Source organism: Salibacter sp., assembly GCF_031581065.1.
GTDB lineage: Bacteria > Bacteroidota > Bacteroidia > Flavobacteriales_G > Salibacteraceae > Salibacter.
Window position 1 is genome coordinate 26,655 of the sequence record NZ_JAVLBN010000016.1, and the last position, 20,988, is coordinate 47,642.

A 20,988-nucleotide genomic window follows, 5' to 3' on the forward strand; every position below is an offset into this window, starting at 1 on the left:
ACTTTTTTTATCTCATAGGCGCTTTTTGATACACCCCCTGTCAAATTCAATGTTTTGTGAGAATCTATATGTTCATTTCAGGGATATCGCCATCTACGATTAACTTGCCTTCAGTAGCTTCCTGAATTTCTTCAACAGAAACTCCCGGAGCTCTTTCTACAAGCTTAAAGCCACCCTCAACAATATCGATTACAGCTAAGTTGGTAACAATTCTGTTTACACAAGCAACACCTGTAATTGGTAGCGTACAGGCTTTGAGTAGTTTTGAGTCGCCTCGTTTATTGGTGTGCATCATCGCAACAATGATGTTTTTAGCAGAAGCAACTAAGTCCATAGCTCCGCCCATACCCTTGACCATTTTGCCGGGAATTTTCCAGTTTGAGATGTCTCCGTTTTCGGCAACTTCCATAGCACCCAAAACAGTTAGGTTCACGTGCTGACCTCTAATCATGGCAAAACTGGTTGCTGAATCAAAAAACACAGCTCCGGGTTTCGTAGTAATGGTTTGTTTACCGGCATTGATCAAATCAGCATCAACCTCTTCTTCAGTGGGGAAACGCCCCATTCCTAAAACACCATTTTCTGATTGAAATTCCACATTGATTTCATCGGGTACGTAATTGGCAACCAGGGTAGGAATACCTATCCCCAGGTTAACATACATCCCGTTTTCGAGTTCCTGTGAAATTCGTTTTGCTATACCGTGTTTATCTAAAGACATAAGTTTTTGCTTTTCTGTTGCGAACTACGAATTTACGCAATTTCGCCTATTGAGCATGAATATTTTGAGTTTCGTTTAAGGTGTATAGGGAAGCATTGAGGTCTATTATTTCAAAAGTTCTTTTCTCTTTGTTGAGAATGTAAAAACCACTTTTGGTCGGATCCATAATTCGCGGAATGTACATACTCAAGCGAACTGTTTTGCCATTCTGCATTTCACCAGCTGTTAGGTCAAAAGGAAGTCCTTCAAAGTAGGTGATTTCACCGCTCGGTTTTTGGGCGCTTGCAATGACCTGTAAATCTGTAGTAAATGTGTTTGTTTTTAGGGTGATTTCAGCTTCGAGTAAAACCGCTTTCCCAATAGTAGAGCTATCAATACCCTTGAAAATATCAGTATAGATTTGTTCGCGTTTTATATTGGTGTATGTGGTATCCTCTACAAATGTTTTCTCGAGTTTTTGATTGCGTTTGAGCAATGAAAGGCTTGATAAGGAGTCGTGATCAATTACGGTGTAGTGCCTCAGTATTGATGGGTACTCACTCGTATCTGCTAACTGGAATGTAGCAACTGAGTCTGGATAAAAACCCATATTCCCTGATTGCAAATCAGTGACATAAGTAGTGTTTTGGGGTTTTGAAACAGACCAAACCGTAGCTAAAATTGATTTGCCACCAATTGGTGGAGGAAACTCGTTATTTTCAATGTAGGAGTCAATTTTTTGATGAAATGCGGGTTTTATTCTTTCCTGGTTCCAAAACAATGAGTGAGTTGTATTCATATCCAGAGCTAATGAAACCGGAAACAAAATCATTATTGCAAGAAGTGGAATACTCACAACCTTGAGGTTCAGCTTTTGCACAATGAAGTACAAACTACCTGTGAATAGCGGGAAAAAATAAAGCAATCCCCGATCTGAAGGAAATCTGACATCGAGAATTAGGTTAGCCAGTAAAATTGCACAGATTGATCCGCCAAACAACACCGGAAATGCAACTGTGGGTCGGCTTTTCAGGTTCTGACCGATGTTGCCTTTTAACAGATAAACAATGGCAAACACAAATATTGCGAGAAACACGATGGTCAGAGCCCACAAAATAGCCGGCTCTTTCGTGAAAAGAAGAAGTTCACTCAGCGAGCCCAAACTTTTTTGTACGAAACTATCAACATAGCCGTAGTAGAGCTTATTGATGCTTTTCAGTTGAAGGCTGTACCAAACAGCCCATCCGGTTGTGATTCCAAAAAGGACAAATTGAAGAAGTAGCTGTGAGTGGCGCTCTTTTTTAGTGGCAAACCATTGAAAAGCGATGAGGCTAAATGCAATGATGGCAATGAAAATGAGGGTGAGGTTTGAGTAAAGTGCCAGTGTTAAAAACAGTAGTGACAGATAGGATTGGTGAATTTGATAATGGCGTAAAAACCGGAGCAGGTAAAAAACACCAGCTATGAGAAATGCCATTGATAATCCGTACCCTCTACCAAGAGCAAAGAATTCAATGAAATAAGGTGCCGTGGCTAGCGGAATAATGAATAACCATCGGTTAAAAAGTGATGTACCGAAGCACTTGGCAATTTTCCACGAATAGATTGCCAGGACAGGGAAAGCGAGCAATGAAGGAACTCGCGGAGTAAGCGGCAAATGATGTCCTACAATTGAGGAAAACAGGTTTCCCAATGCTGAAAAGAGCAAATGATTGTTAGCATCCACGTAGTTTTTAAACGGCCACCAGTTTCCATGGTGCATGTAAATGAAATAGGTCACCACTTCATCGTGAACCAGTTGAACATTCACAGCCCTAACAATCAGATAAACGAAAACCGATGCAAAAAGAGCAAATGCTAAATATTGCTCAATCTTAGATGTGCTTTGCATTTGCTGAGGTTATTTATCTCTTACCGTCCTTTGCTCAATACGTTTTTCATAATTAGTTCCTTCAAAAATGCGCTGCACAAAAATACCCGGAGTGTGTATTTCATTTGGATCGAGTTCTCCCGGCTCAACGAGTTCTTCAACTTCAGCAACAGTGATTTTACCTGCCATAGCCATAATAGGGTTGAAGTTACGGGCAGTCGCCTTGAAAACAAGGTTGCCGGCTTTGTCGCCTTTCCATGCTTTCACAAAGGCAAAATCTGCGGTGAGAGCCGATTCCAGAATATGCGGTTTACCGTTGAACCAGCGAACTTCTTTGCCTTCAGCTATCTCTGTTCCGTAGCCGGTTGGAGTGAAGAAAGCCGGGATTCCAGCACCTCCTGCTCTCGTGCGTTCAGCTAAAGAGCCTTGCGGAACAAGGTCAACTTCAAGTTCGCCACTCAACATTTGTTTTTCAAATAAGTCATTTTCACCCACGTAAGAAGAAACCATTTTTTTGATTTGCTTGCTCTGCAGTAAAAGACCGAGGCCAAAATCGTCAACACCCGCATTATTGGAAATACAGGTCAAATCCTTCACCCCTTCCTTTTTGAGTGCAGTAATTGCATTTTCAGGAATACCACAAAGCCCAAAACCTCCAAGCATAAGCGTCATTCCGTCTTTGATTCCTTTTACTCCTTCGTCAGCGTCTTTAACAACTTTATTGATCATACACTATTTATTGAAACCTTGATTATCTGAATCACCAAATATATCGACATTTGATTGATTGTACTTATCACAATCCAAAATCATGTTATAATTCTCGGGTTTTTTGAAATCTCCCGTGCTTATCCCAAGTGCAGAATCGGCCCAAACCTTATTCATGTAGTAACCCCAAATTGGAAGAGCCGTGTTGGCTCCCTGACCTTTTGAGGTGTACCTAAAGTGAACACTTCTGTCTTCAGCACCTACCCAAACACCTGTAACTAAATCAGGAGTTGAGCCCATGAACCAACCATCAGAGTTGTTTTGAGTAGTACCTGTTTTACCGGCTATTGGTCTGTCCCACGGGATATTTGCATAAGGTCTGTCGAAATGGAGCCTGATTCCTGTTCCTCTTCTTCGCCCGTCAGGGGCTTCTGCGCCCATTGTTACACCTTTCATCAATTCGAGCATTGTGTAAGCGTTTTGTTCGCTCATCGCTTCTCGTGTTTTGGGCATGAACTCTTTGATTACTGCTCCGCTCTTATTCTCAATTCGCGTGATGTAAAGCGGCTTTTGCCAAATTCCCTCATTCACGAATGTGGCGTGGGCTCCGACCATTTCATAAAGGGAAATATCCGCAACCCCTAGTGCAAGTGAAGGAACTGTATCGAGCGGACTCGTAATGCCGAGTCTTCTACAGTATTCAATTACTGCTACAGGGCCGTATTGTTTCATTACCCAGGCCGTGATGTTGTTCATGGAGTTTGCCAATCCGAATTTGAGCGTTACCATTTCTCCTTTGTAAGTTGTATCAGAGTTGGAAGGTGTCCAATCACTGAGCATATTCCAGGTTCCCTTTTTGAAAGTTACGGGAATATCGGGAACCTTTTTGCAGGGGCTCAACCCATTTTCAATCGCCAGTGCGTAAACGAATGGTTTAAATGTTGAACCAACCTGGCGCCTTCCCTGAACCACGTGATCGTAAGCGAAATAGTTGTGATTGATTCCGCCAACCCAGGCTCTCACCTCACCAGACTTAGGGTCGAGACTCATGAGTCCGGCATGGAGGAAACTTTTGTGATAACGGATTGAGTCCATTGGTGTCATGACGGTGTCAATTGGTCCATCCCAACTGAAAACTGTCATGTCAACGGGTTGATTGAAGTACCATTCAATGGAGTCTTTTTCAACACCACGTTGATTTAAATGATAGTAACGATCGCTCCAGCGCACTCCCTGCTGAAGGATTCTGTTGATTTGATTTTCGCTAACATTATTGGCAAACGGAGCTCTCTTCACTCGTTCCAAATCATTCCAAAAATCGGGTTGTAGCTCTCCGCTCAAATGTTTTTTCACAGCCCACTCGGCATATTCCTGTAGCCTGCTGTGAAGAGTTGTGTAAATTTTTAAACCATCGCTGTAAATGCTGTATGGATCTCCGTTCGGTTTGGCTATTTTGTAGTTGCCATCTTCATTTTTTTCGTTGAAGAGTTCTTTGAGTTTCATCCTCAGAACCTCTCTAAAGTAAGGCGCCATACCCTCTGAGTGATCAACCCGTTTGAATTTTAATCCGAGAGGGAGCTGAGCCAGTGAATCGAATTGTTGTTGGGTAATAGCATTATTGCGGAGCATTTGGCCAAAAACAACATTTCTTCTAAATAGAGTTGTGTCTGGCCTGCGGTTTGGGTTGAAAAGAGATGGGTTTTTTGCCATTCCCACGAGTGTAGCTGCCTCGGGTAGTGAAAGTGAGTCTGCTGATGTGTTGAAATAAACATCCGCTGCTGACTCAACGCCAACTGCGTTATTAACGAAGTCGAATTTATTGAGGTACATCGTGATGATTTCCTCTTTGGTGTACTGACGTTCGAGCTGAGTTGCAATAACCCACTCCATCGTTTTTTGTTTGAGTCTCTCAATGATTGTTGCTGCCGGCTCATGGTAGAGTTGTTTCGCCAATTGTTGCGAAATGGTAGATGCTCCACCCCTGGTTCCGAGGAATGCTACGGCTCTGACCGTGCCTCGTACATCAATTCCTGAATGTTGGTAAAAGCGCTCATCTTCAGTTGAAATTAATGCCTCAACCATGTGGTCAGGAATGTTTTCAAAATCGATGCGCGTTCTGTTCTCGCTAAAGTATTTCCCTATGAGTTCGCCATCAGTGGAGATGATTTCACTTGCGAGGTTTGTTTGGGGATTTTCGAGCTCTTCAAATGAGGGAAGTTCCCAAATCATATCTCGGCTTAGGGCGAGGAAATAACCGGCTGTTACAGCAAAGCCTGTAAAATAGATCAGCCAAAAAGCCAGGATGTATTTCCCGTAACTACTTTTCCTTTTTTCTTTCTTTTTCTCTGTCATAACGCGCGTTGAACTCGTAACCCAATACTGTGAACTGCTTTTAGATCATCATTTCTCATCCCGTGCCGGATTGAAACTTTGTAGTTACCAGCCCTGGGGAAGCGAACATCTTGTTTAAACATCACGAGATTATCCACAACATCACCAATTCCAGATCCTATCCATTCGCCATTTGAATAAGCGAGCGGACATTCAACAGTATCAGTGAGGATGGAGTCGTTAGGATATTCGTAAGTGACAAAAAGCCACATATTGTTGTAAGCGTAATCTGTTCCGTTTCTGATGTTCACCAACATGTCATAGTGGTTGATGGAGTCTTTCATAGAAAACTCAAATTCTGCAGGTTCATTGTAGTGCCAAACGGTTTTTTTCATTTCAACACTATCCTGAAAAACAGCATTGTCGTTGCAGCTCGTAATGGTCAGAGCCAAAACAACACTCAGCAAGCTGATTACCTTATTTCTTGTTCTCGCCATTTGGTTTGTTGTTGGGGCTTTTTCCTTTTGGGTTATTGCCTCTGCCTTTTTTGTTGTAGGGCTTTTTACCGCCTTTTTTACGATTTTCAGGTGGCTTATTTCCGCCTTTATTTTGTTTTGGGTTTCCCTTAGCTTTTTGTTGAGGCTTACCTCCTTTTCGGTTACCTTTTCTCCGTCTGTTCTTGCCACCGCGCTTTTTGTTTTTATCGAAGCGAGTGAGACTGTCCTGCCCAACAACATTCGCGTAATCAACTTCTGAAGTTTTTTCCTCAACTACTAATTCAAAGTCGGTTAAATCAGCAGGTTTTTCGCCTTTTTTGTTGAGTTGAATGATCTCTTTAACGCGATCTTTCGTGAGGCAGTAAAACTTACCCGGGTCATCAGGGTAGTTGTACCACATGATGCCTTTGAAAATATCGCTTTTTTGATGTTCAGCGAGCCCTTTTTGCGTTTCGAGTTTTGTCTCGGTAGCAGGAAAATCTTTGAGCGCATCGAGATAGGAGTCTAACTCGTAATTGAGACAGCACTTGAGCTTTCCACACTGCCCGGCAAGCTTCATGGGGTTGATGGATAACTGCTGGTAACGCGCTGCATTTGTTGAGACACTCCTAAAATCAGTAAGCCACGTAGAGCAACAAAGTTCGCGACCGCATGATCCAATTCCGCCCAATCGGCCGGCTTCCTGCCTGGCTCCGATTTGGCGCATTTCTATGCGGAGTTTGAATTGATCAGCCAGAATTTTGATCAACTCACGAAAATCGACACGATCGTCAGCGGTATAAAAGAAAGTTGCTTTTGAACGATCAGCCTGATACTCGACATCGCTGATTTTCATCTGTAACTTGAGCTCTTTGGCAATTGACCGTGACCTGAGCATTGTTGGACGTTCCTCTTTTTGGGCTTCTGTCCATTTGTCTAAATCGGCCTGGCTGGGCTTTCTTATCACGTTTTTCACATCGCGCGAATCAGGCTTTATGCCTTTTTTCTGCATTTGAATGCGAACGAGTTCGCCAGTCAAGGTAACTGTGCCTATATCGTATCCTGATGCAGCTTCCACCACAACAGGCTCTCCGTAATTTAGTTCTAACTGCTTCGAGTTCCTGATGAACTCTTTGCGTGTGTTTTTGAATTTTACTTCAATTATATCGAATTGGTTCTGACCATTAGGCAACTCCATTCCTGAGAGCCAGTCAAAAACCTCTAATTTTCCGCAACTTCCGGTAACACACGAACCATTGCTTCCACAACCTGCCGGAGTTCCTCCGCCAGATGAACAACTTCCACATCCCATAATGAGTTCGTATTTTATTAATCGTAATCAAAGGTAAGGCATTCGGGTTTTACACCAAATCTAAGCCTTGACTCTTATTAGTTTCATCGACTTTAACGACAAGTCGGTGAAAACTATTTTGGCATTCACATTACGTTCAATGTGATATATAGCCTCTTCAAATTCAGATGCAAACGATAATGCATTTCCTGCATGAATAAAGGGAGAGAACTTCTCAACAAAGTTGGCTTCATCTCCTGATGTGCGAACAAGGTCTTTTGTGGCATAGTTGGCCATTAAGCTCTCTCGAAAAATGTGTAATCCGTATGTTAAAAAATGTTTTTGCCTTTCGCGACCCACGCGGGCAATTTGCTCCACAAAATCCATCACCTCGTAAATATCCTTTGTGTAGAGGGAGCGCATCCAGTTTTGGAAGGTCGATTTAAACGACATTTCTTCATTGCTACTGTTGAGGATTCGCAATGCTTCCAGGTAATTGCCCTCAGAGAGAAAAGCAGCACTTTGAGCACTTGCTTCATCCATGTTATGGCGCTTAATGAGTGCATCTTTTAGTTCTTCAGAACTGAGTCTGGGAATTCGCGTAATCTGTGTTCGAGAAATAATTGTTGGTAAAAGCAGTTCGGCATTTTCACTTACCAGGATGAAAAGCGTTTTTTGTGGCGGCTCTTCAATAATTTTGAGCAGTTTATTTGACGCTTTTTCGTGGAGCTTTTCCGGCATCCACAAAATCATAATTTTATAACTCGCTTCAAAAGCTTTGAGGGCCAAATCCTGCTGAATTTCTTCGGCTTGCCTCACGGCAATAATTCCCTGTTTATTTTCAATGCCCAATTTGTTGAGCCATTGATACAGGTTGAGGTATGGATTGGTTAGCAAAGCTTCTCGCCATTCTTTCAAAAAATGACTCGACCTGGGATCTTTTTTAACACTTTTAGTCGTGTTTACAGGAAAGCAAAAATGTAAATCGGGGTGGGTGAGCTTTTCGCATTTTTTGCTTGTTGCTTCAGGGTTTTGACTGTTTTCGGTCAGAACCTGACAGGCATATGCGACAGCCATCGGTAATGCTCCGCTTCCTTCAGGCCCAACAAAAAGTTGAGCGTGACTGATTCGGTTTTCACGTACTGATTTTTGAAGGCGTTCCTTCAACTCACTTTGCCCGATTACAGCATCGTATTGCATGGGGTCAAAAGTAATATTTTAGAACAGCAAATGATACAAGTGTTTACGAGTTTAAAGTTTATGGTTTATTGAGTTCTGAAAATTAAACTTGTCACTTTTTGTTAGACAAAATGTGATGAATAACATCAGTTTGTTTAACTCTTGCATTAAACCTCGCTAAACGTTAAACATTAAGCTTTTTCATATTTCGTTTAAAGATTCAAGCTCGTATAAACGATTCGATTTTAAAGAATAATCTAAACTCACCTTAAATCAAAGATTTTTGCAATTTTTGCCTCCACAATTTTGTACGCTATGCAAACAATGGACTCTTTCAACTTTTCAGGTAAAAAGGCACTCACTCGTGTCGATTTTAATGTTCCGCTCAACGAGCAGTTTGAGATTACTGATGATACACGAATTCAGGCTGCTTTGCCAACTGTCAAAAAGATTTTGAGCGATGGCGGATCGGCCATTTTGATGTCGCACCTCGGCAGACCAAAAGGCCGGGAAGAGAAATTCTCGCTAAAACATTTAGTCAGTCACCTCGAAGGGTTATTGAAAACCAACGTCCATTTTGCCAGTGATTGTCTCGGTTCTGAAGCTGAGGAAAAAGCAGGTCAACTGAAATCGGGTGAGGTTTTGTTACTCGAAAATTTGCGTTTTCACGAGGGTGAGAAAAAAGGATCTGACCAAATGGCTGAGCAACTTTCAAAGCTCGGTGATGTTTACGTGAATGATGCTTTTGGAACGGCTCATCGCGCTCACGCTTCTACAGCAATTATCGCAAAGTATTTTGACGACAAGCTCTTTGGTTATCTGATGGACAGGGAGCTCAAGAGTGTGGCGAAAGTCATGAAAGAGCCGAAAAAACCATTTACCGCTGTTATTGGAGGAGCTAAAGTTTCTTCAAAAATCGGGATAATCGAGAACCTCATGAATCGTGTCGATAACCTGATTATCGGTGGTGGAATGGCATACACTTTTGCTGTTGCTCAGGGTGGAAATGTCGGGAACTCACTCGTTGAAAAAGACTACGTTAACACTGCTAAAAAGATTTTGGATTTAGCTGATGAAAAAGGTGTGAGAATTATCATTCCTGAAGATACGGTTGCTGGAGATGATTTCTCAAATGACGCCAACAAGAAAACGGTTCCGACAAGCAATATTCCTGATGGTTTTATGGGGCTGGATATTGGTCCTGAGGCAATTGAGGATTGCAAACTCTGTCTTGAGGAATCGAAAACTATCCTCTGGAACGGCCCTATGGGCGTTTTCGAGTTTGAAAACTTTAGCGAAGGAACAAAGCAGGTTGCTTACGCGATCGTTACCGCCAGTGAACGCGGAGCTTTTTCCCTCGTGGGCGGAGGCGATTCAGTTGCAGCAGTGAATAAATTCAAATTGAAGGAACACGTGAGTTACGTTTCTACCGGAGGTGGAGCATTGCTCGAACTCATCGAAGGAAAAGAATTACCTGGAGTAAAAGCAATTAAAGGTTAGTTTCTTCCTCAACTTTTTCCTTTGCATCATCGAATTCACCGGTCAGATCCAGATCTCTGTACCAGGAGCTTTTTGTGATGATGGGCATTATTGTTGGACCAACAGAAGCAACAGGGCCGTATAAATACGATTCAGATTTGGTTTCTTTGGGTAACCCCCCCAGCAAAGATGAATTGAGGAATACAAGGATGAAACTCATGATGATGGTCGCTTTCAATAATCCGAAAACAGCTCCTGCAATTCGGTTTATGAGACCGAGTGCAGCCATTTTCAAAACTCCCTGAATCACTCTGGCCAAAAGATGAATCCCGACAACAATCCCCAGGAAAGTCACTGCAAATGCAGCGAGAGGTAAGTAGCTCTCGTCTAAATTCGTTTGATCCTTCAGTAATCCCTCAACGTAAAAAGAAAACTCAATAGCTCCGTAAATTCCAAGTATAAGAGCGAGGATAGAGGCCATTTCAATGATCAATCCGCGTTTGAAACCCTTGAATCCCATAAATGCTAAAATGATGAGAATAATGATGTCGAGAAAATTCATGTTTCAAAAATAGACTTATTGCGAGGTGGTTTTTATTTTGAGCGTTAGTTTTGTGAACGCAAAAATGTGAATTAGATGAGTGACTTAATGAAAGAATGGCAAGGTGTTATTGAGTTTTTTGAAAAGCGATTTGGTGGCGGACTCGATATCGATGCCATTATTTTTTTAATCGGGATGCAGGAGCTGGGAATGGGACACCGCAAACTCTCAAAAGATGAAAAGGTAGATGTTATGCATATTTCTGTGTGCACGCTCCTCGAGCCTTATGGCTACTACGAGTTTATGGGAAGAGACGAAGATGGCTGGCCTCATTTTGAGCGCAAAAAAAAGCTCCCCCACTTGAAAGCGGGAGAGCAAAATAAGTTAATGCGTGAGGCTATTGTTAATTACATTCGTAAAGAACAATTGACTGACGACTCTTTTCGTTGGCGATAATTGAAATATAAGCTTCACCACAAATAGAATCGTAAGTTACCGTAATATTCGTATCAGGAAATACACCCGTTACCTGAGTATCTGAAAGAACCTTGTAAGCATTTACTTTCAACACTTTGGGTAATTCAAACTCTCTGGTGTAAACACCATTTTGATTCGTTTTTCCTTCAATTTCAATATCACACGGACGGTTTACAGAACTCTCACAAGTAAGTAAAACTGTTGCATCAGCTACAGCTTCACCGTCAGTATCGAGTGTGCGGATTTCAGCTATTGTAGGAGCATCATCCTCATCGTCATCATTTTCGCAAGCTACAAATCCAATCAAAAGCGCCATTGCAAAGATTGAAGCTAGCCAGTTTTTTGCTATTTTCACTGCCATTCTTTTCATAATTAGAAATCCAAATTTATAAATAATGCGCACAATTAATCTAAAATATTTTTATCTGCTCATTTTTTTAGCTGTTTCGGTCAGATCCATTGGCCAGGAACAGCGATTGGTTCTGATCGAAACTCCCATGGGTAACATGAAAGTCGCTTTGTACAATGAAACGCCAAAACACCGTGATAATTTTGTTGCGCTCGTTAAAGACGGATTCTATGACAGTACGTTGTTCCATCGTGTCATCGATGATTTTATGATACAGGGCGGAGATCCTGAAAGTATTAATGCAAAGCCGGGTAAAAAATTAGGTGATGGCGGACCGGGCTACAAGATTGAGGCTGAATTTGTGGACACGATTTACCATAAAAAAGGTGTGCTGGCTGCCGCCAGAGAAATGGACAGGATCAATCCGGCACGTAAGAGTTCAGGGTCCCAATTTTATCTCGTTGAGGGAAAGGTTTTCACGAAAGAAGAACTCAAAAAAATGGAGCAGATGCGTATGAAAAAGGCATTCAACAATGCCATTACGAATTATTTAGCAAAACCTGAGAACGATAGCCTGCGAACGAAGTACAAAACTGTACAGCGATCGCAAAACAGAGAAATGATGGAATCTTTTTACGATACGCTCAAGTTAAAAGTTGAAGATAAAGTTGAACATTATCGCTTTAGCGAGGAGCAAATTGAAACTTACACAACAATTGGAGGAACTCCACACCTCGATGATATGTACACGGTTTACGGAGAAATTATAGAAGGAATAGAAGTACTTGAAAAAATTGCATCTGTAGAGGTTGACGGAAATAATCGACCTAAAAAAGACATTTGGATGCGCATGAAAATGCTGAATTAAAAGGGGAATATTAATTTCGCGCAAAGTTTTTGTCCATGATCGAGAAAATTGACGAGTATTTAGAAGAAATAAATTCGTTTGAAACCCAAAGCGCAGAGGAGCTGGAAAAGTTCCGCATCAGGTTTTTGGGATCAAAAGGCCTTATCAAAGAGTTGTTTGGCGAATTTAAAAATGTACCAAACGATCAAAAAAAGGCTTTTGGACAAAAGCTCAACGGACTCAAGCAAGCCGCTCAGGAAAAGTTTGATTCGCTAAAGGGTGATTTAGCTTCCGGTGGCTCTGACCGTAAAGCGAAAGAGGATTACACCAGGCCGGGATATCCTTTTGAGTTGGGAGCGAGACATCCAATTTCGGTTATTCGGAATGAGATTGTCGATATTTTCTCGAGAATCGGTTTTACAGTAGCTGAAGGGCCTGAGGTTGAAGATGACTGGCACAATTTCACCGCTTTGAATTTCCCTGAAGAACATCCGGCTCGTGATATGCAGGATACTTTTTTCGTGGAAAATGAAGGTGACGAAAAGTTGGCGCTTCGTACGCACACTTCATCTGTTCAGGTGAGAGTGATGGAAAATCAAAAGCCGCCCATCAGAATCATCGCTCCGGGTAGAGTTTTTAGAAATGAAGCTATCTCATCTCGGGCGCATTGCATTTTTCACCAGATTGAAGGGTTGTACATTGATGAGAATGTATCCTTTGCTGACATGAAGCAAACACTCCAGTATTTTACTGAGGAGTTTTTTGGCAAAACAAAAATCAGGTTGCGACCTTCTTATTTCCCGTTTACTGAGCCAAGTGCTGAGATGGACGTTTACTGGGGACTTGAAACGGAAGCTGATTACCGCATGACAAAAGGAACCGGATGGCTCGAAATTATGGGCTGTGGAATGGTTGATCCAAATGTTCTTGAAAACTGCGGAATCGATTCTAAGAAATATTCCGGTTTTGCCTTTGGAATGGGTATCGAGCGAATTGCAGCTCAACGCTACGGAATTGGTGACTTGCGCTATTTCTTTGAAAATGATGTGCGTTTTTTGAAGCAGTTTAAGGCGGCTTATTAGAGGCTGCTTTTTTTTGTCTGTACAACAGTTTCTTGAGTATTTACGTTGAGTTTTGTACTTTTACAGTAAATCACTCTGATTATGAGTCTGGTATTTTCAAATAAATCAATAGACAAATATTTTAGGTTTTTGACTCATCTAGACAATGTTTCAAAGAAGCGATTAATTGAAATGTTGAAGATGTCTTTAAAGAGCGAACAAAACGATCCTAAAGATGTGAACTTATTTGGAGCCTGGGATGATGACAGGAGCTCAGATGAGATTATTGCTGAGATAAAACGCTCAAGAGTTGAAAAAATAAACTAAAACTCTATCAACCCCTCAAGCCTCTTTTTTAAATCCGGACCAAAAAGATTTTTGTCGATGATTATTCCGTTCTCATCGATGAGGAAATTAGCCGGAATACTCGAGATATTGTAATCTTTTGCTGTTTTCGATTTATATCCTTTTAAGTCAGATAGTTGAGTCCAGTCTAAATCGTCTTGTTTGATGGCGCTAATCCAAAGGTTCTTGCGTGTGTTAAGTGACACAGAAACAATGTTTAAACCTTCGTTTTTATAGGTGTTGAAGATCTCGACTAATTCCGGATTAAATCGCCTGCACGGTCCGCACCAACTCGCCCAAAATTCAATTAATGTGTAATCTCCTTTTAGCTCATTGAGCGTGTGAATTTTTCCATTTTGATCGGGTAATTCAATAGATGGTGCTTTTTGACCAATTGCAACGCGCTCAAAATTTTTGATGCGTTCATCGAGTGTTTCTATTGCCGGATTTTTTGAGTACCGACTTTCAAGTTTATCGAGCAGTTTTTTGATGTTTTTCAACTCTTCGTCTCCTTTCCATCTCAATGCAGCATAATAAATGGCAGTTGAGCTGTCCAATTCATTGAGCGCAAACTGAATGAGTTTCTTTTTATGGTTGTCATAAGCGTTTTGCTCATTCACGGTCAGAGCCACAGCCAGCGAGTCGTTACCGTTTTTGAAAGCCTTTGCCGCCCGCTTGCGAAGAGGTTTTACATGCTGCTCAAAATCGTTTTCCCTATACGATTCATAAGCCTGCATTTTACTTGTTCCTTCACTTCCTGAAACTGTTACTTTTTCATTTTTTGCTGTTATTATCAATGAATCTCCATGGTCAATCGCCACCTGTAATTCTGTATTCCCACTAATTTTAACCTGATAGATGAAAGGAGTGAGTTCAAGGGTCTTTACAGCTTGTCCTTCAGAATTGAGTGAGAAAGTGGCTTCTGTTTTTTTGGTTTGATTGAGAACGTCCCAGCGTTGGATCTCGACTTTTGCATTTGGTTGTGACTGAAAGTCGGCTTTGAAGTGGATCTGACCGAAAACTAAATGTGAAATAAAAACTGTGAGAAAAGTCAATGTTGCTTTCATGCTTCAAAATTGACAAAAGCAGAGCAAAGCAAATGTTAAGGAGTTGACAAATGTTTCACTTTAGCTAATCTTCATGAGGTTGAATTCTTCTACAAGTTTTTCGAATAAGTGATCGGTTTCGAGGACGAGATCTTCTTCTGGATCGGGTTTGACTTGCGGCAGATTATCGAATAACTCTTCGTGTGTTACGAGCTTCCATGTTTTATTGTGGTACTCTAGCGCTGATAGATTTTCGATCCAATCACCGCTGTTTAGGTAATTTACAGCACCTTTTTCGTTTTCGATTATCCGGTGCTGGGGTTGGTGTATGTGTCCGCAAATGACGTATTCGTAGTCATTGTCGATAGCGATATCTGCAGCTGTTTGCTCAAAGTCATCAATAAATTTGATGGCACCCTTCACGCTGTTCTTGATCTTTTTAGAGAGTGAAATGCGATCTTTACCCAGCCTTTTAGAACACCAGTTAACGAAGATGTTGATCATGATTAATGTGTCATAACCGACAGCTCCCAGTTTTGCGAGCCACTTTGAGTACTTCATTGTTACATCAAAAACATCTCCGTGAAAAATCCAGGCTTTACCATCTGGGAGGTTGAGCATTACTTTGTTGCAAATTTTGAATGAACCCAACTCAAAACCATTGAATTTGCGGAGCATCTCATCGTGGTTTCCTGTGATGTAATCTACCTGAACGCCATCAGCAATCCAGCTCATCAATTGCTTGACAACTTTCATGTGTGTTTTTGGGAAGTAGCTTTTCTTGAACTGCCAAATGTCGATAATGTCTCCGTTCAGAATGACGCGTTTCGGTTTTACGCTTTTCATGTACTGGAGTAATTCCTGAGCTCTGCATCCGTAAGTGCCCAGGTGGAGATCTGAAAGAACGATTAGGTCAATTTCTCTTTTGTGTATAGGCATATCATCTTGGTTTGCACGAAGATGATAACCTGCTTTTAGTGCATTATTAGAGAACTTTTAAGTTGGTGTGAATTCATGAGGAGCAATGTGAAGGTTTGATTAATTGTGTTAACATATTGTTGCGGAGTTTATAAAAAAATGAGTGAATTTTGTATGGTTGACAAATAGTTGTTATTTTGCATTATTGTCAACTTACAATAACATTTATAAATGCTCAACAATCAATTTTCTATCAGGTTAAAACTCGCAAGATCATTAGCTGGGTTGTCACAGGATGAACTGGTTCAAAAGATGAATGGGCTTGTTAGTAAAAACGCAATCAGTAAATACGAAAAGGGTCTAATGATGCCTGGTAGTTCAGTTTTAGTTGAATTATCAAAGGCTTTGGAAGTCAAAACCGATTTTTTCTTTAGAAATGAGACAATAGAATTACCTGAGGTGAAATTCAGGAAACATTCCCGTTTAAAGAAAAGTGAAATAAAAAAAATAATTGCTCAGAGTACTGATTTACTAGAAAGATATTTAGAGGTTGAATCTATATTGGTTTTAGGAGGTAAATTCCATAACCCCATAAAAAATATCAATTGCAAAAACATTGATGACGCAAAGAATGCTGCAATTAAGTTGCGTGAATATTGGGAACTAGGACTAAATCCAATACCAAATGTAATTGAAATGCTTGAGTATCATGAGGTGAAAGTATTTGAGTTTACTACTTCTGATGGATTTGATGGATTGTCAACCTGGGTTGGAGATATACCACTGGTAGTGTTAAATAAATCTTTTAATGTACTGAGAAAAAGATTTACTGCTTTACATGAACTCGGACATGTTTTATTGAATATTGACCGTAAAAAAATAGATGAAAAAGTTGAAGAGAAGCTTTGCAATGCATTTGCAAATGAGTTATTAATTCCATCAGAAAAATTAGTTGAGAACATTGGTAAACACAGGAAGAGCATCAGTTTAAATGAGTTGATTGATCTTAAAGAATACTATGGAATCTCTATAGCAGCTTTAATGTATAAGGTTAGAGAGTTGAAAATAGTTAATGAATCAATGATTAAACGCTTTTGGTTACTGAGAAATAGAGATATTGAATTAAAGCTAGAGAGTGAGCCAAAGTATGGTGTTTATGAAGGCAAAGAGGAATCTGACCGCTTTAACCAGTTAATTTACAGGGCAGCATCAGAAGAAGTGGTTTCTATGAGTAAAGCTGCATCATTGGCTAATATGAAACTCGCTGATTTTAGGGATGAATTTTTGACTGTATGAAGGTTGTAGTCAATGATGCTAATATTTTAATAGATGTTGTAAAACTCCAGATTGAGTCCTACTTTTTTGAGCTAGAGTTTGACTTCTATACAACAGACTTAGTATTTGAAGAATTAAACGCAAATCAGGTAACAAGGCTCAAGTCATTTATTGAAGCCAATAAACTTTATGTTGAATCTCTGGAGCCGGTTGACCTTATTGAACTTTACGATTTGAGGAAGGGTGTTAGTGGGTTGAGCGATAATGATTTATCAGCATTTCTATTATCTAAAAACAAAGATGGAGTGCTAATCACGAGTGATTTACAGTTAAGGAAATTTGCAAAAGAGAAAAAAGTAAGTGTTCATGGACATTTGTGGGTTTTTGACCAATTAGTAGAAACAGGAATACTGCATCCTGAATTAGCATGTGAAAAACTCAATGAGTTAATAAATGAGATTAATAAAAAACTGGGGTTGCCTAAAACTGAGTGTGAGAAAAGGCTAAAATACTGGATGGGTTTATATTAATTATTCAAACTCTCTTCGATTAAATCCTCAGCTTTTCCACTTGGCCTGGGGGCATTTGCATCAATGATGTTGCCTTTTGCATCTACCATGATAAACCGCGGAATTCCTCTTATTTTATATTCTTTCACGAATGCTGATTTCCACGCTTTTTCGTTATGGATCTGAATACCTTGCAGGTTTTCGGTTTCAACGTAGTTCAGCCATTGGTTTTTATTTTCGTCAATTGAGATGCTTACAAAATGAATGTCATCTCCGTATTTGCGTTCGAGTTTTTTGAGCGAAGGGATTTCTTCTTTGCAGGGACCACACCAGGTTGCCCACACATCAATGTAAACGGGTTTTCCGCTGAGGTCTGATAGAGAAATGTCTTTACCTGATGTGTCAACACCTTTTATGTTTGGCGCCACATTTCCTTTAGTGAGTTGTTGCCATTCAGAGTGAGTTTCTTGAAATGCATTCGCATAAGCTTCATCTGTTATGTTTTTGCGAATGATAGCAAGTGTTGAATCGTTTATGTCAGGACCGATGAACATAAAAGCCTGGCGGCCCATAGCATAGCTCATGTAACTTTTTGTTTCCGGAGCATCCAGCGTTTTCTCGATCACGTAAAACTGTACAGGGACAATTTGCTCGGGCTGAACTTTTCCTTCAATATTTTGGAGGCTGTCGTTTGCTTTAAGGCTCACTGCAGATTGAACAAACTCAAGGTATTCTTTATTGTTAGCCGCTCTGTCATTGTTGATGTCAATTTTATCGAGCATCTTTTTGGTTGATGGTTTTAGCTCGTCAGCAGTTTTGCGGTATTCGTGAAAGCGGATGTAATCCAAGAGCAAGTTAGACGCAAAATAGTAAGCCGTGAATTGTTCATCGGTTAAGAATGTCTTATCAAAAGACGGTTTATTCGTGATGAACTGTACAACATTTGTGTCGAGCGATTTCCTTGCGCTGTCTAAAAAGCCTAAAAACAAGCTGTCAGGAGCTCCCAAAAGCGAGTTGGCCTCTTGCTGAATTTTACTCTGCAGGTTTCTTCGCTCTTTTAAAAAGGCGTTTGGTTTTTTAGAAGAACCAGAAAACTTGAGTGTTTCACGGGGCGATTGTGCATTGAAGTTGATGTTCAGTGTTTTGCCTTCTTGCATGTAAATCGGCACCTCAAAATCGTTGTATTCGAAAACATACATCCCGCTATCGAAAACAGCGTCAGATAGGAAAAGGCCTTTTTGATCAAAGTGAACGGTGTCGAAAGGCGTCTGGCTCTGACCGAGAATCGCTTCTTTTGGAGTGGGCCGTTTCCAAACAATGGCAAATGAATCGCGCGCATTGAAGATTTGTCCGCCAAGCTGAATCTTGTGATCAATTCCGGTATCGATACAGCTCGTAATGGTCAGAGCCATAAAAAGCCCGGCCAGTAAGTTCAAAAGAAATTTCGTTTTCATAGCAGAACTTTTGTTCAAAGTTAGCAGATTATTCTTCTTTTTTCTCTTCAATTTTGAGGTGCAATTCTTCGAGCTGATCTTTTGAAACAGTTGACGGGGAATCGATCATCAAATCGCGGCCGGCATTGTTTTTAGGGAAGGCGATGAACTCGCGAATATTGTCACGACCACCGGCAAGTGCTGCCAGTCGATCAAATCCAAATGCGATTCCACCGTGCGGAGGCGCACCGTATTTGAATGCATCGAGCAGGAATCCAAATTGTTTTTGTGCTTCTTCTTTTGTGAAGCCGAGAGCATCGAACATTTTTTGCTGGAGCTCATTGTCGTGAATACGAATTGATCCGCCTCCAATTTCAACCCCGTTGATGACCATGTCGTAAGCGTTTGCGCGGACTTTCTCAGGAGCTGATGTGATCATTTCCATATCCTCATCGATTGGAGAGGTGAACGGGTGATGCATGGCATGGTAGCGCTCAGTTTCTTCGTCCCATTCGAGAAGCGGGAAATCCACAACCCAAAGTGGCACAAATTTTTTAGGATCGCGAAGTCCTAAGCGATTTCCCATTTCCAGTCTCAACTCGTTCATCGCTTTGCGCGTGTGATTGGTTTCGCCACTCAAGATTAGAAGTAAATCGCCCGGTTGGGCATCTGCTTTTTCCAGCATAGTCTTGAGGTCCTCCTCGCTGTAAAATTTATCAACTGCCGATTTTACTGAGCCGTCTTCATTGTACTTGACCCAAACCATTCCTTTGGCGCCAATTTGTGGACGCTTCACAAAATCAGTGAGTTTGTCGAGGTCTTTGCGCGAATAATTGGCGCATCCTTTTGCGCAAATCCCTACAACCAACTCGGCAGAGTCGAATACCTTAAATCCTTTGTTTTGCGAGAGGTCGTTGAGCTCGATGAATTGCATCCCAAAGCGCAAGTCGGGCTTGTCAGATCCGTAAAGGCGCATAGCATCATCATAGGTCATGCGTTTGAAATCTGGGAGTTGTACGTCAATTGTGTTCTGAAAGAGACTTTTTGTCAATCCTTCAAATGTGTTGAGCACATCCTCACGATCGACAAAGGTCATTTCGCAGTCTATTTGGGTAAACTCCGGCTGTCTGTCTGCTCGCAAATCTTCATCCCTAAAACACCTTACGATTTGGAAATACTTATCGTATCCCGAAACCATCAAAAGCTGCTTAAAAGTTTGTGGAGACTGGGGAAGCGCATAGAATTGACCTTCGTGCATTCTCGATGGAACTACAAAATCCCTTGCTCCTTCAGGAGTAGACTTGATGAGGTAAGGCGTTTCTATTTCTAAAAAACCCTGTCCATCGAGATACTTGCGAGTTTCAATTGCCAGTTTATGACGGAGCATCATGTTGTTTTTGAGCGGGTTTCTCCTCAGATCCAAATAGCGATACTTCATGCGGAGCTCTTCTCCGCCATCAGTGTCGTCTTCAATCGTGAAAGGAGGCACTTCGCTTTTACTCAAAACGTTAAGGGAATAAACGCTAATTTCCACAGCACCGGTTGGTATGTTGTCGTTTTTGCTACTGCGCTCAATGACTTTTCCTTCGATCTGGATCACAAACTCCCGACCCATTTTACGTGCTTTTTCGCATAAGTCAGCATTTTGTTCCATGCTAAACGCGAGTTGGGTAACCCCGTAACGATCGCGTAGATCGATGAATGTCATTCCGCCCAGGTTACGAGTGCGCTGTACCCAGCCGGCCAGTTTTACTGTTTGGTCAATGTGTTCGCTTCTAAGTTCTCCGCAAGTATGAGATCTGTACATTTTCGTGCTTTTTTCAGAGCCGCGAAGTTATGGTTTTTTGAAGGTATTTATTGAATGCGGAAAGATTGTAATTTGCTATTTAACCACCCTCCCTTCAAAGTAGTCATGGACATATTCACCTATATCAGGCGGAATGTACGAAAAATCGACAAAAACAGAGTCTCCCTCAGCATAGCCATACGCTTGAAGACCATGGCAATTATCATCTCCAGTGCTTACTCTGGCACTAGTTAAGAAAAAGTGTTTATACCCATAAGAATCAACAGCATTTGGTTCAAACTCACAATATGGATGTATTCCAACCAGCATTTTAGTTCTTGTCATGTATAAAGTAACTGTATCATTG

At 41.1% G+C, this 20,988-nt stretch carries 21 protein-coding genes; 7 read left to right on the forward strand and 14 right to left on the reverse strand.

Features of this window, described 5'->3' with window-relative positions:
• Positions 1-64: 64 nt before the first annotated feature.
• The 7 genes from RI557_RS05815 to RI557_RS05845 are packed head-to-tail and all read right to left on the reverse strand — an operon-like array spanning position 65 to position 8,576.
• Positions 65-721, reverse strand: a complete 657-nt coding sequence (locus RI557_RS05815; RefSeq protein ID WP_310667517.1) for a 3-oxoacid CoA-transferase subunit B — start codon at positions 719-721, stop codon at positions 65-67.
• A gap of 46 nt (positions 722-767) precedes the next feature.
• Positions 768-2,591, reverse strand: a complete 1,824-nt coding sequence (locus tag RI557_RS05820) for a hypothetical protein (protein ID WP_310682686.1) — start codon at positions 2,589-2,591, stop codon at positions 768-770.
• A gap of 9 nt (positions 2,592-2,600) precedes the next feature.
• Positions 2,601-3,299 carry a CoA transferase subunit A gene (locus RI557_RS05825; RefSeq protein ID WP_310667515.1) on the reverse strand — a complete coding sequence of 233 codons (699 nt, stop codon included), beginning with the start codon at positions 3,297-3,299 and terminating at the stop codon, positions 2,601-2,603.
• A gap of 3 nt (positions 3,300-3,302) precedes the next feature.
• Positions 3,303-5,630 (reverse strand): transglycosylase domain-containing protein, encoded by a 2,328-nt coding sequence (locus tag RI557_RS05830; RefSeq protein ID WP_310667514.1) that lies wholly within the window; start codon positions 5,628-5,630, stop codon positions 3,303-3,305.
• Positions 5,627-6,106: a gliding motility lipoprotein GldH gene (locus RI557_RS05835; protein ID WP_310667513.1), complete on the reverse strand. Its 480-nt coding sequence runs from the start codon at positions 6,104-6,106 to the stop codon at positions 5,627-5,629. Before RI557_RS05835 ends, RI557_RS05830 begins: the two co-directional genes overlap by 4 nt.
• Positions 6,087-7,397, reverse strand: coding sequence for a regulatory iron-sulfur-containing complex subunit RicT (locus RI557_RS05840; protein ID WP_310667512.1), 1,311 nt, complete (start codon positions 7,395-7,397; stop codon positions 6,087-6,089). Before RI557_RS05840 ends, RI557_RS05835 begins: the two co-directional genes overlap by 20 nt.
• Positions 7,398-7,457: 60 nt before the next feature.
• Positions 7,458-8,576 carry a DNA polymerase III subunit delta' gene (locus RI557_RS05845; protein ID WP_310682697.1) on the reverse strand — a complete coding sequence of 373 codons (1,119 nt, stop codon included), beginning with the start codon at positions 8,574-8,576 and terminating at the stop codon, positions 7,458-7,460.
• 294 nt (positions 8,577-8,870) lie between these two features.
• Between RI557_RS05845 and RI557_RS05850 the strand changes: the two genes are divergently transcribed.
• Positions 8,871-10,055 (forward strand): phosphoglycerate kinase, encoded by a 1,185-nt coding sequence (locus tag RI557_RS05850; RefSeq protein WP_310667510.1) that lies wholly within the window; start codon positions 8,871-8,873, stop codon positions 10,053-10,055.
• On the opposite strand, the gene RI557_RS05855 is transcribed toward RI557_RS05850, so the two are convergent.
• Positions 10,045-10,596 carry a CvpA family protein gene (locus RI557_RS05855; RefSeq protein WP_310682699.1) on the reverse strand — a complete coding sequence of 184 codons (552 nt, stop codon included), beginning with the start codon at positions 10,594-10,596 and terminating at the stop codon, positions 10,045-10,047. The genes RI557_RS05850 and RI557_RS05855 overlap by 11 nt on opposite strands.
• A gap of 75 nt (positions 10,597-10,671) precedes the next feature.
• On the opposite strand from RI557_RS05855, the gene RI557_RS05860 reads away from it, so the two are divergent.
• Complete coding sequence (locus RI557_RS05860) at positions 10,672-11,031, forward strand: hypothetical protein (RefSeq protein ID WP_310667508.1); 360 nt, start codon at positions 10,672-10,674, stop codon at positions 11,029-11,031.
• Here RI557_RS05860 and RI557_RS05865 read toward each other — a convergent pair.
• Positions 10,979-11,422 (reverse strand): hypothetical protein, encoded by a 444-nt coding sequence (locus RI557_RS05865; RefSeq protein WP_310667507.1) that lies wholly within the window; start codon positions 11,420-11,422, stop codon positions 10,979-10,981. The two genes, RI557_RS05860 and RI557_RS05865, sit on opposite strands and share 53 nt — an antisense overlap.
• A gap of 25 nt (positions 11,423-11,447) precedes the next feature.
• On the opposite strand from RI557_RS05865, the gene RI557_RS05870 reads away from it, so the two are divergent.
• The 3 genes from RI557_RS05870 (at position 11,448) to RI557_RS05880 (ending at position 13,636) form a co-directional block, all read left to right on the forward strand.
• Positions 11,448-12,269, forward strand: coding sequence for a peptidylprolyl isomerase (locus RI557_RS05870; RefSeq protein WP_310682701.1), 822 nt, complete (start codon positions 11,448-11,450; stop codon positions 12,267-12,269).
• Between the two features lie 35 nt (positions 12,270-12,304).
• Positions 12,305-13,330, forward strand: coding sequence for a phenylalanine--tRNA ligase subunit alpha (gene pheS / locus RI557_RS05875; RefSeq protein WP_310667505.1), 1,026 nt, complete (start codon positions 12,305-12,307; stop codon positions 13,328-13,330).
• A 180-nt stretch (positions 13,331-13,510) separates the two neighbouring features.
• On the forward strand, positions 13,511-13,636 hold the full coding sequence (locus RI557_RS05880) for a hypothetical protein (RefSeq protein ID WP_310667504.1): 126 nt from the start codon (positions 13,511-13,513) through the stop codon (positions 13,634-13,636).
• Here RI557_RS05880 and RI557_RS05885 read toward each other — a convergent pair.
• Together RI557_RS05885 and RI557_RS05890 are read right to left on the reverse strand one after the other, a co-directional pair.
• A complete protein-coding gene (locus RI557_RS05885) occupies positions 13,633-14,721 on the reverse strand; it encodes a redoxin domain-containing protein (protein ID WP_310682703.1) in 1,089 nt (362 codons plus the stop codon). The two genes, RI557_RS05880 and RI557_RS05885, sit on opposite strands and share 4 nt — an antisense overlap.
• A gap of 60 nt (positions 14,722-14,781) precedes the next feature.
• Positions 14,782-15,639, reverse strand: a complete 858-nt coding sequence (locus RI557_RS05890) for a UDP-2,3-diacylglucosamine diphosphatase (RefSeq protein WP_310667502.1) — start codon at positions 15,637-15,639, stop codon at positions 14,782-14,784.
• Between the two features lie 210 nt (positions 15,640-15,849).
• Between RI557_RS05890 and RI557_RS05895 the strand changes: the two genes are divergently transcribed.
• Both RI557_RS05895 and RI557_RS05900 read left to right on the forward strand, forming a co-directional pair.
• Positions 15,850-16,914 (forward strand): XRE family transcriptional regulator, encoded by a 1,065-nt coding sequence (locus RI557_RS05895; protein WP_310667501.1) that lies wholly within the window; start codon positions 15,850-15,852, stop codon positions 16,912-16,914.
• Entirely contained in the window at positions 16,911-17,423 is a 513-nt protein-coding gene (locus tag RI557_RS05900) for a hypothetical protein (RefSeq protein WP_310682705.1), read from the forward strand. Before RI557_RS05895 ends, RI557_RS05900 begins: the two co-directional genes overlap by 4 nt.
• Here the strand turns inward: RI557_RS05900 and RI557_RS05905 are convergent.
• From RI557_RS05905 to RI557_RS05915, 3 genes are all read right to left on the reverse strand, one after another.
• A complete protein-coding gene (locus RI557_RS05905; protein WP_310682707.1) occupies positions 17,420-18,856 on the reverse strand; it encodes a TlpA disulfide reductase family protein in 1,437 nt (478 codons plus the stop codon). The two genes, RI557_RS05900 and RI557_RS05905, sit on opposite strands and share 4 nt — an antisense overlap.
• Before the next feature lie 28 nt (positions 18,857-18,884).
• Positions 18,885-20,642: an aspartate--tRNA ligase gene (gene aspS / locus RI557_RS05910; RefSeq protein ID WP_310682709.1), complete on the reverse strand. Its 1,758-nt coding sequence runs from the start codon at positions 20,640-20,642 to the stop codon at positions 18,885-18,887.
• Between the two features lie 75 nt (positions 20,643-20,717).
• Positions 20,718-20,988, reverse strand: a 271-nt coding sequence (locus RI557_RS05915) for a hypothetical protein (RefSeq protein WP_310682711.1), incomplete at its 5' end; no start/stop codon positions are given.

What these genes read in the sequence shown, in the direction of transcription:
- RI557_RS05815 (WP_310667517.1), bottom strand. Translation starts at nt 721, where the DNA reads ATGTCTTTAGATAAACACGGTATAGCAAAACGAATTTCACAGGAACTC.
- RI557_RS05820 (WP_310682686.1), bottom strand. Translation starts at nt 2,591, where the DNA reads ATGCAAAGCACATCTAAGATTGAGCAATATTTAGCATTTGCTCTTTTT.
- RI557_RS05825 (WP_310667515.1), bottom strand. Translation starts at nt 3,299, where the DNA reads ATGATCAATAAAGTTGTTAAAGACGCTGACGAAGGAGTAAAAGGAATC.
- RI557_RS05830 (WP_310667514.1), bottom strand. Translation starts at nt 5,630, where the DNA reads ATGACAGAGAAAAAGAAAGAAAAAAGGAAAAGTAGTTACGGGAAATAC.
- RI557_RS05835 (WP_310667513.1), bottom strand. Translation starts at nt 6,106, where the DNA reads ATGGCGAGAACAAGAAATAAGGTAATCAGCTTGCTGAGTGTTGTTTTG.
- RI557_RS05840 (WP_310667512.1), bottom strand. Translation starts at nt 7,397, where the DNA reads ATGGGATGTGGAAGTTGTTCATCTGGCGGAGGAACTCCGGCAGGTTGT.
- RI557_RS05845 (WP_310682697.1), bottom strand. Translation starts at nt 8,576, where the DNA reads ATGCAATACGATGCTGTAATCGGGCAAAGTGAGTTGAAGGAACGCCTT.
- RI557_RS05850 (WP_310667510.1), top strand. Translation starts at nt 8,871, where the DNA reads ATGCAAACAATGGACTCTTTCAACTTTTCAGGTAAAAAGGCACTCACT.
- RI557_RS05855 (WP_310682699.1), bottom strand. Translation starts at nt 10,596, where the DNA reads ATGAATTTTCTCGACATCATTATTCTCATCATTTTAGCATTTATGGGA.
- RI557_RS05860 (WP_310667508.1), top strand. Translation starts at nt 10,672, where the DNA reads ATGAGTGACTTAATGAAAGAATGGCAAGGTGTTATTGAGTTTTTTGAA.
- RI557_RS05865 (WP_310667507.1), bottom strand. Translation starts at nt 11,422, where the DNA reads ATGAAAAGAATGGCAGTGAAAATAGCAAAAAACTGGCTAGCTTCAATC.
- RI557_RS05870 (WP_310682701.1), top strand. Translation starts at nt 11,448, where the DNA reads ATGCGCACAATTAATCTAAAATATTTTTATCTGCTCATTTTTTTAGCT.
- pheS (WP_310667505.1), top strand. Translation starts at nt 12,305, where the DNA reads ATGATCGAGAAAATTGACGAGTATTTAGAAGAAATAAATTCGTTTGAA.
- RI557_RS05880 (WP_310667504.1), top strand. Translation starts at nt 13,511, where the DNA reads ATGTCTTTAAAGAGCGAACAAAACGATCCTAAAGATGTGAACTTATTT.
- RI557_RS05885 (WP_310682703.1), bottom strand. Translation starts at nt 14,721, where the DNA reads ATGAAAGCAACATTGACTTTTCTCACAGTTTTTATTTCACATTTAGTT.
- RI557_RS05890 (WP_310667502.1), bottom strand. Translation starts at nt 15,639, where the DNA reads ATGCCTATACACAAAAGAGAAATTGACCTAATCGTTCTTTCAGATCTC.
- RI557_RS05895 (WP_310667501.1), top strand. Translation starts at nt 15,850, where the DNA reads ATGCTCAACAATCAATTTTCTATCAGGTTAAAACTCGCAAGATCATTA.
- RI557_RS05900 (WP_310682705.1), top strand. Translation starts at nt 16,911, where the DNA reads ATGAAGGTTGTAGTCAATGATGCTAATATTTTAATAGATGTTGTAAAA.
- RI557_RS05905 (WP_310682707.1), bottom strand. Translation starts at nt 18,856, where the DNA reads ATGAAAACGAAATTTCTTTTGAACTTACTGGCCGGGCTTTTTATGGCT.
- aspS (WP_310682709.1), bottom strand. Translation starts at nt 20,642, where the DNA reads ATGTACAGATCTCATACTTGCGGAGAACTTAGAAGCGAACACATTGAC.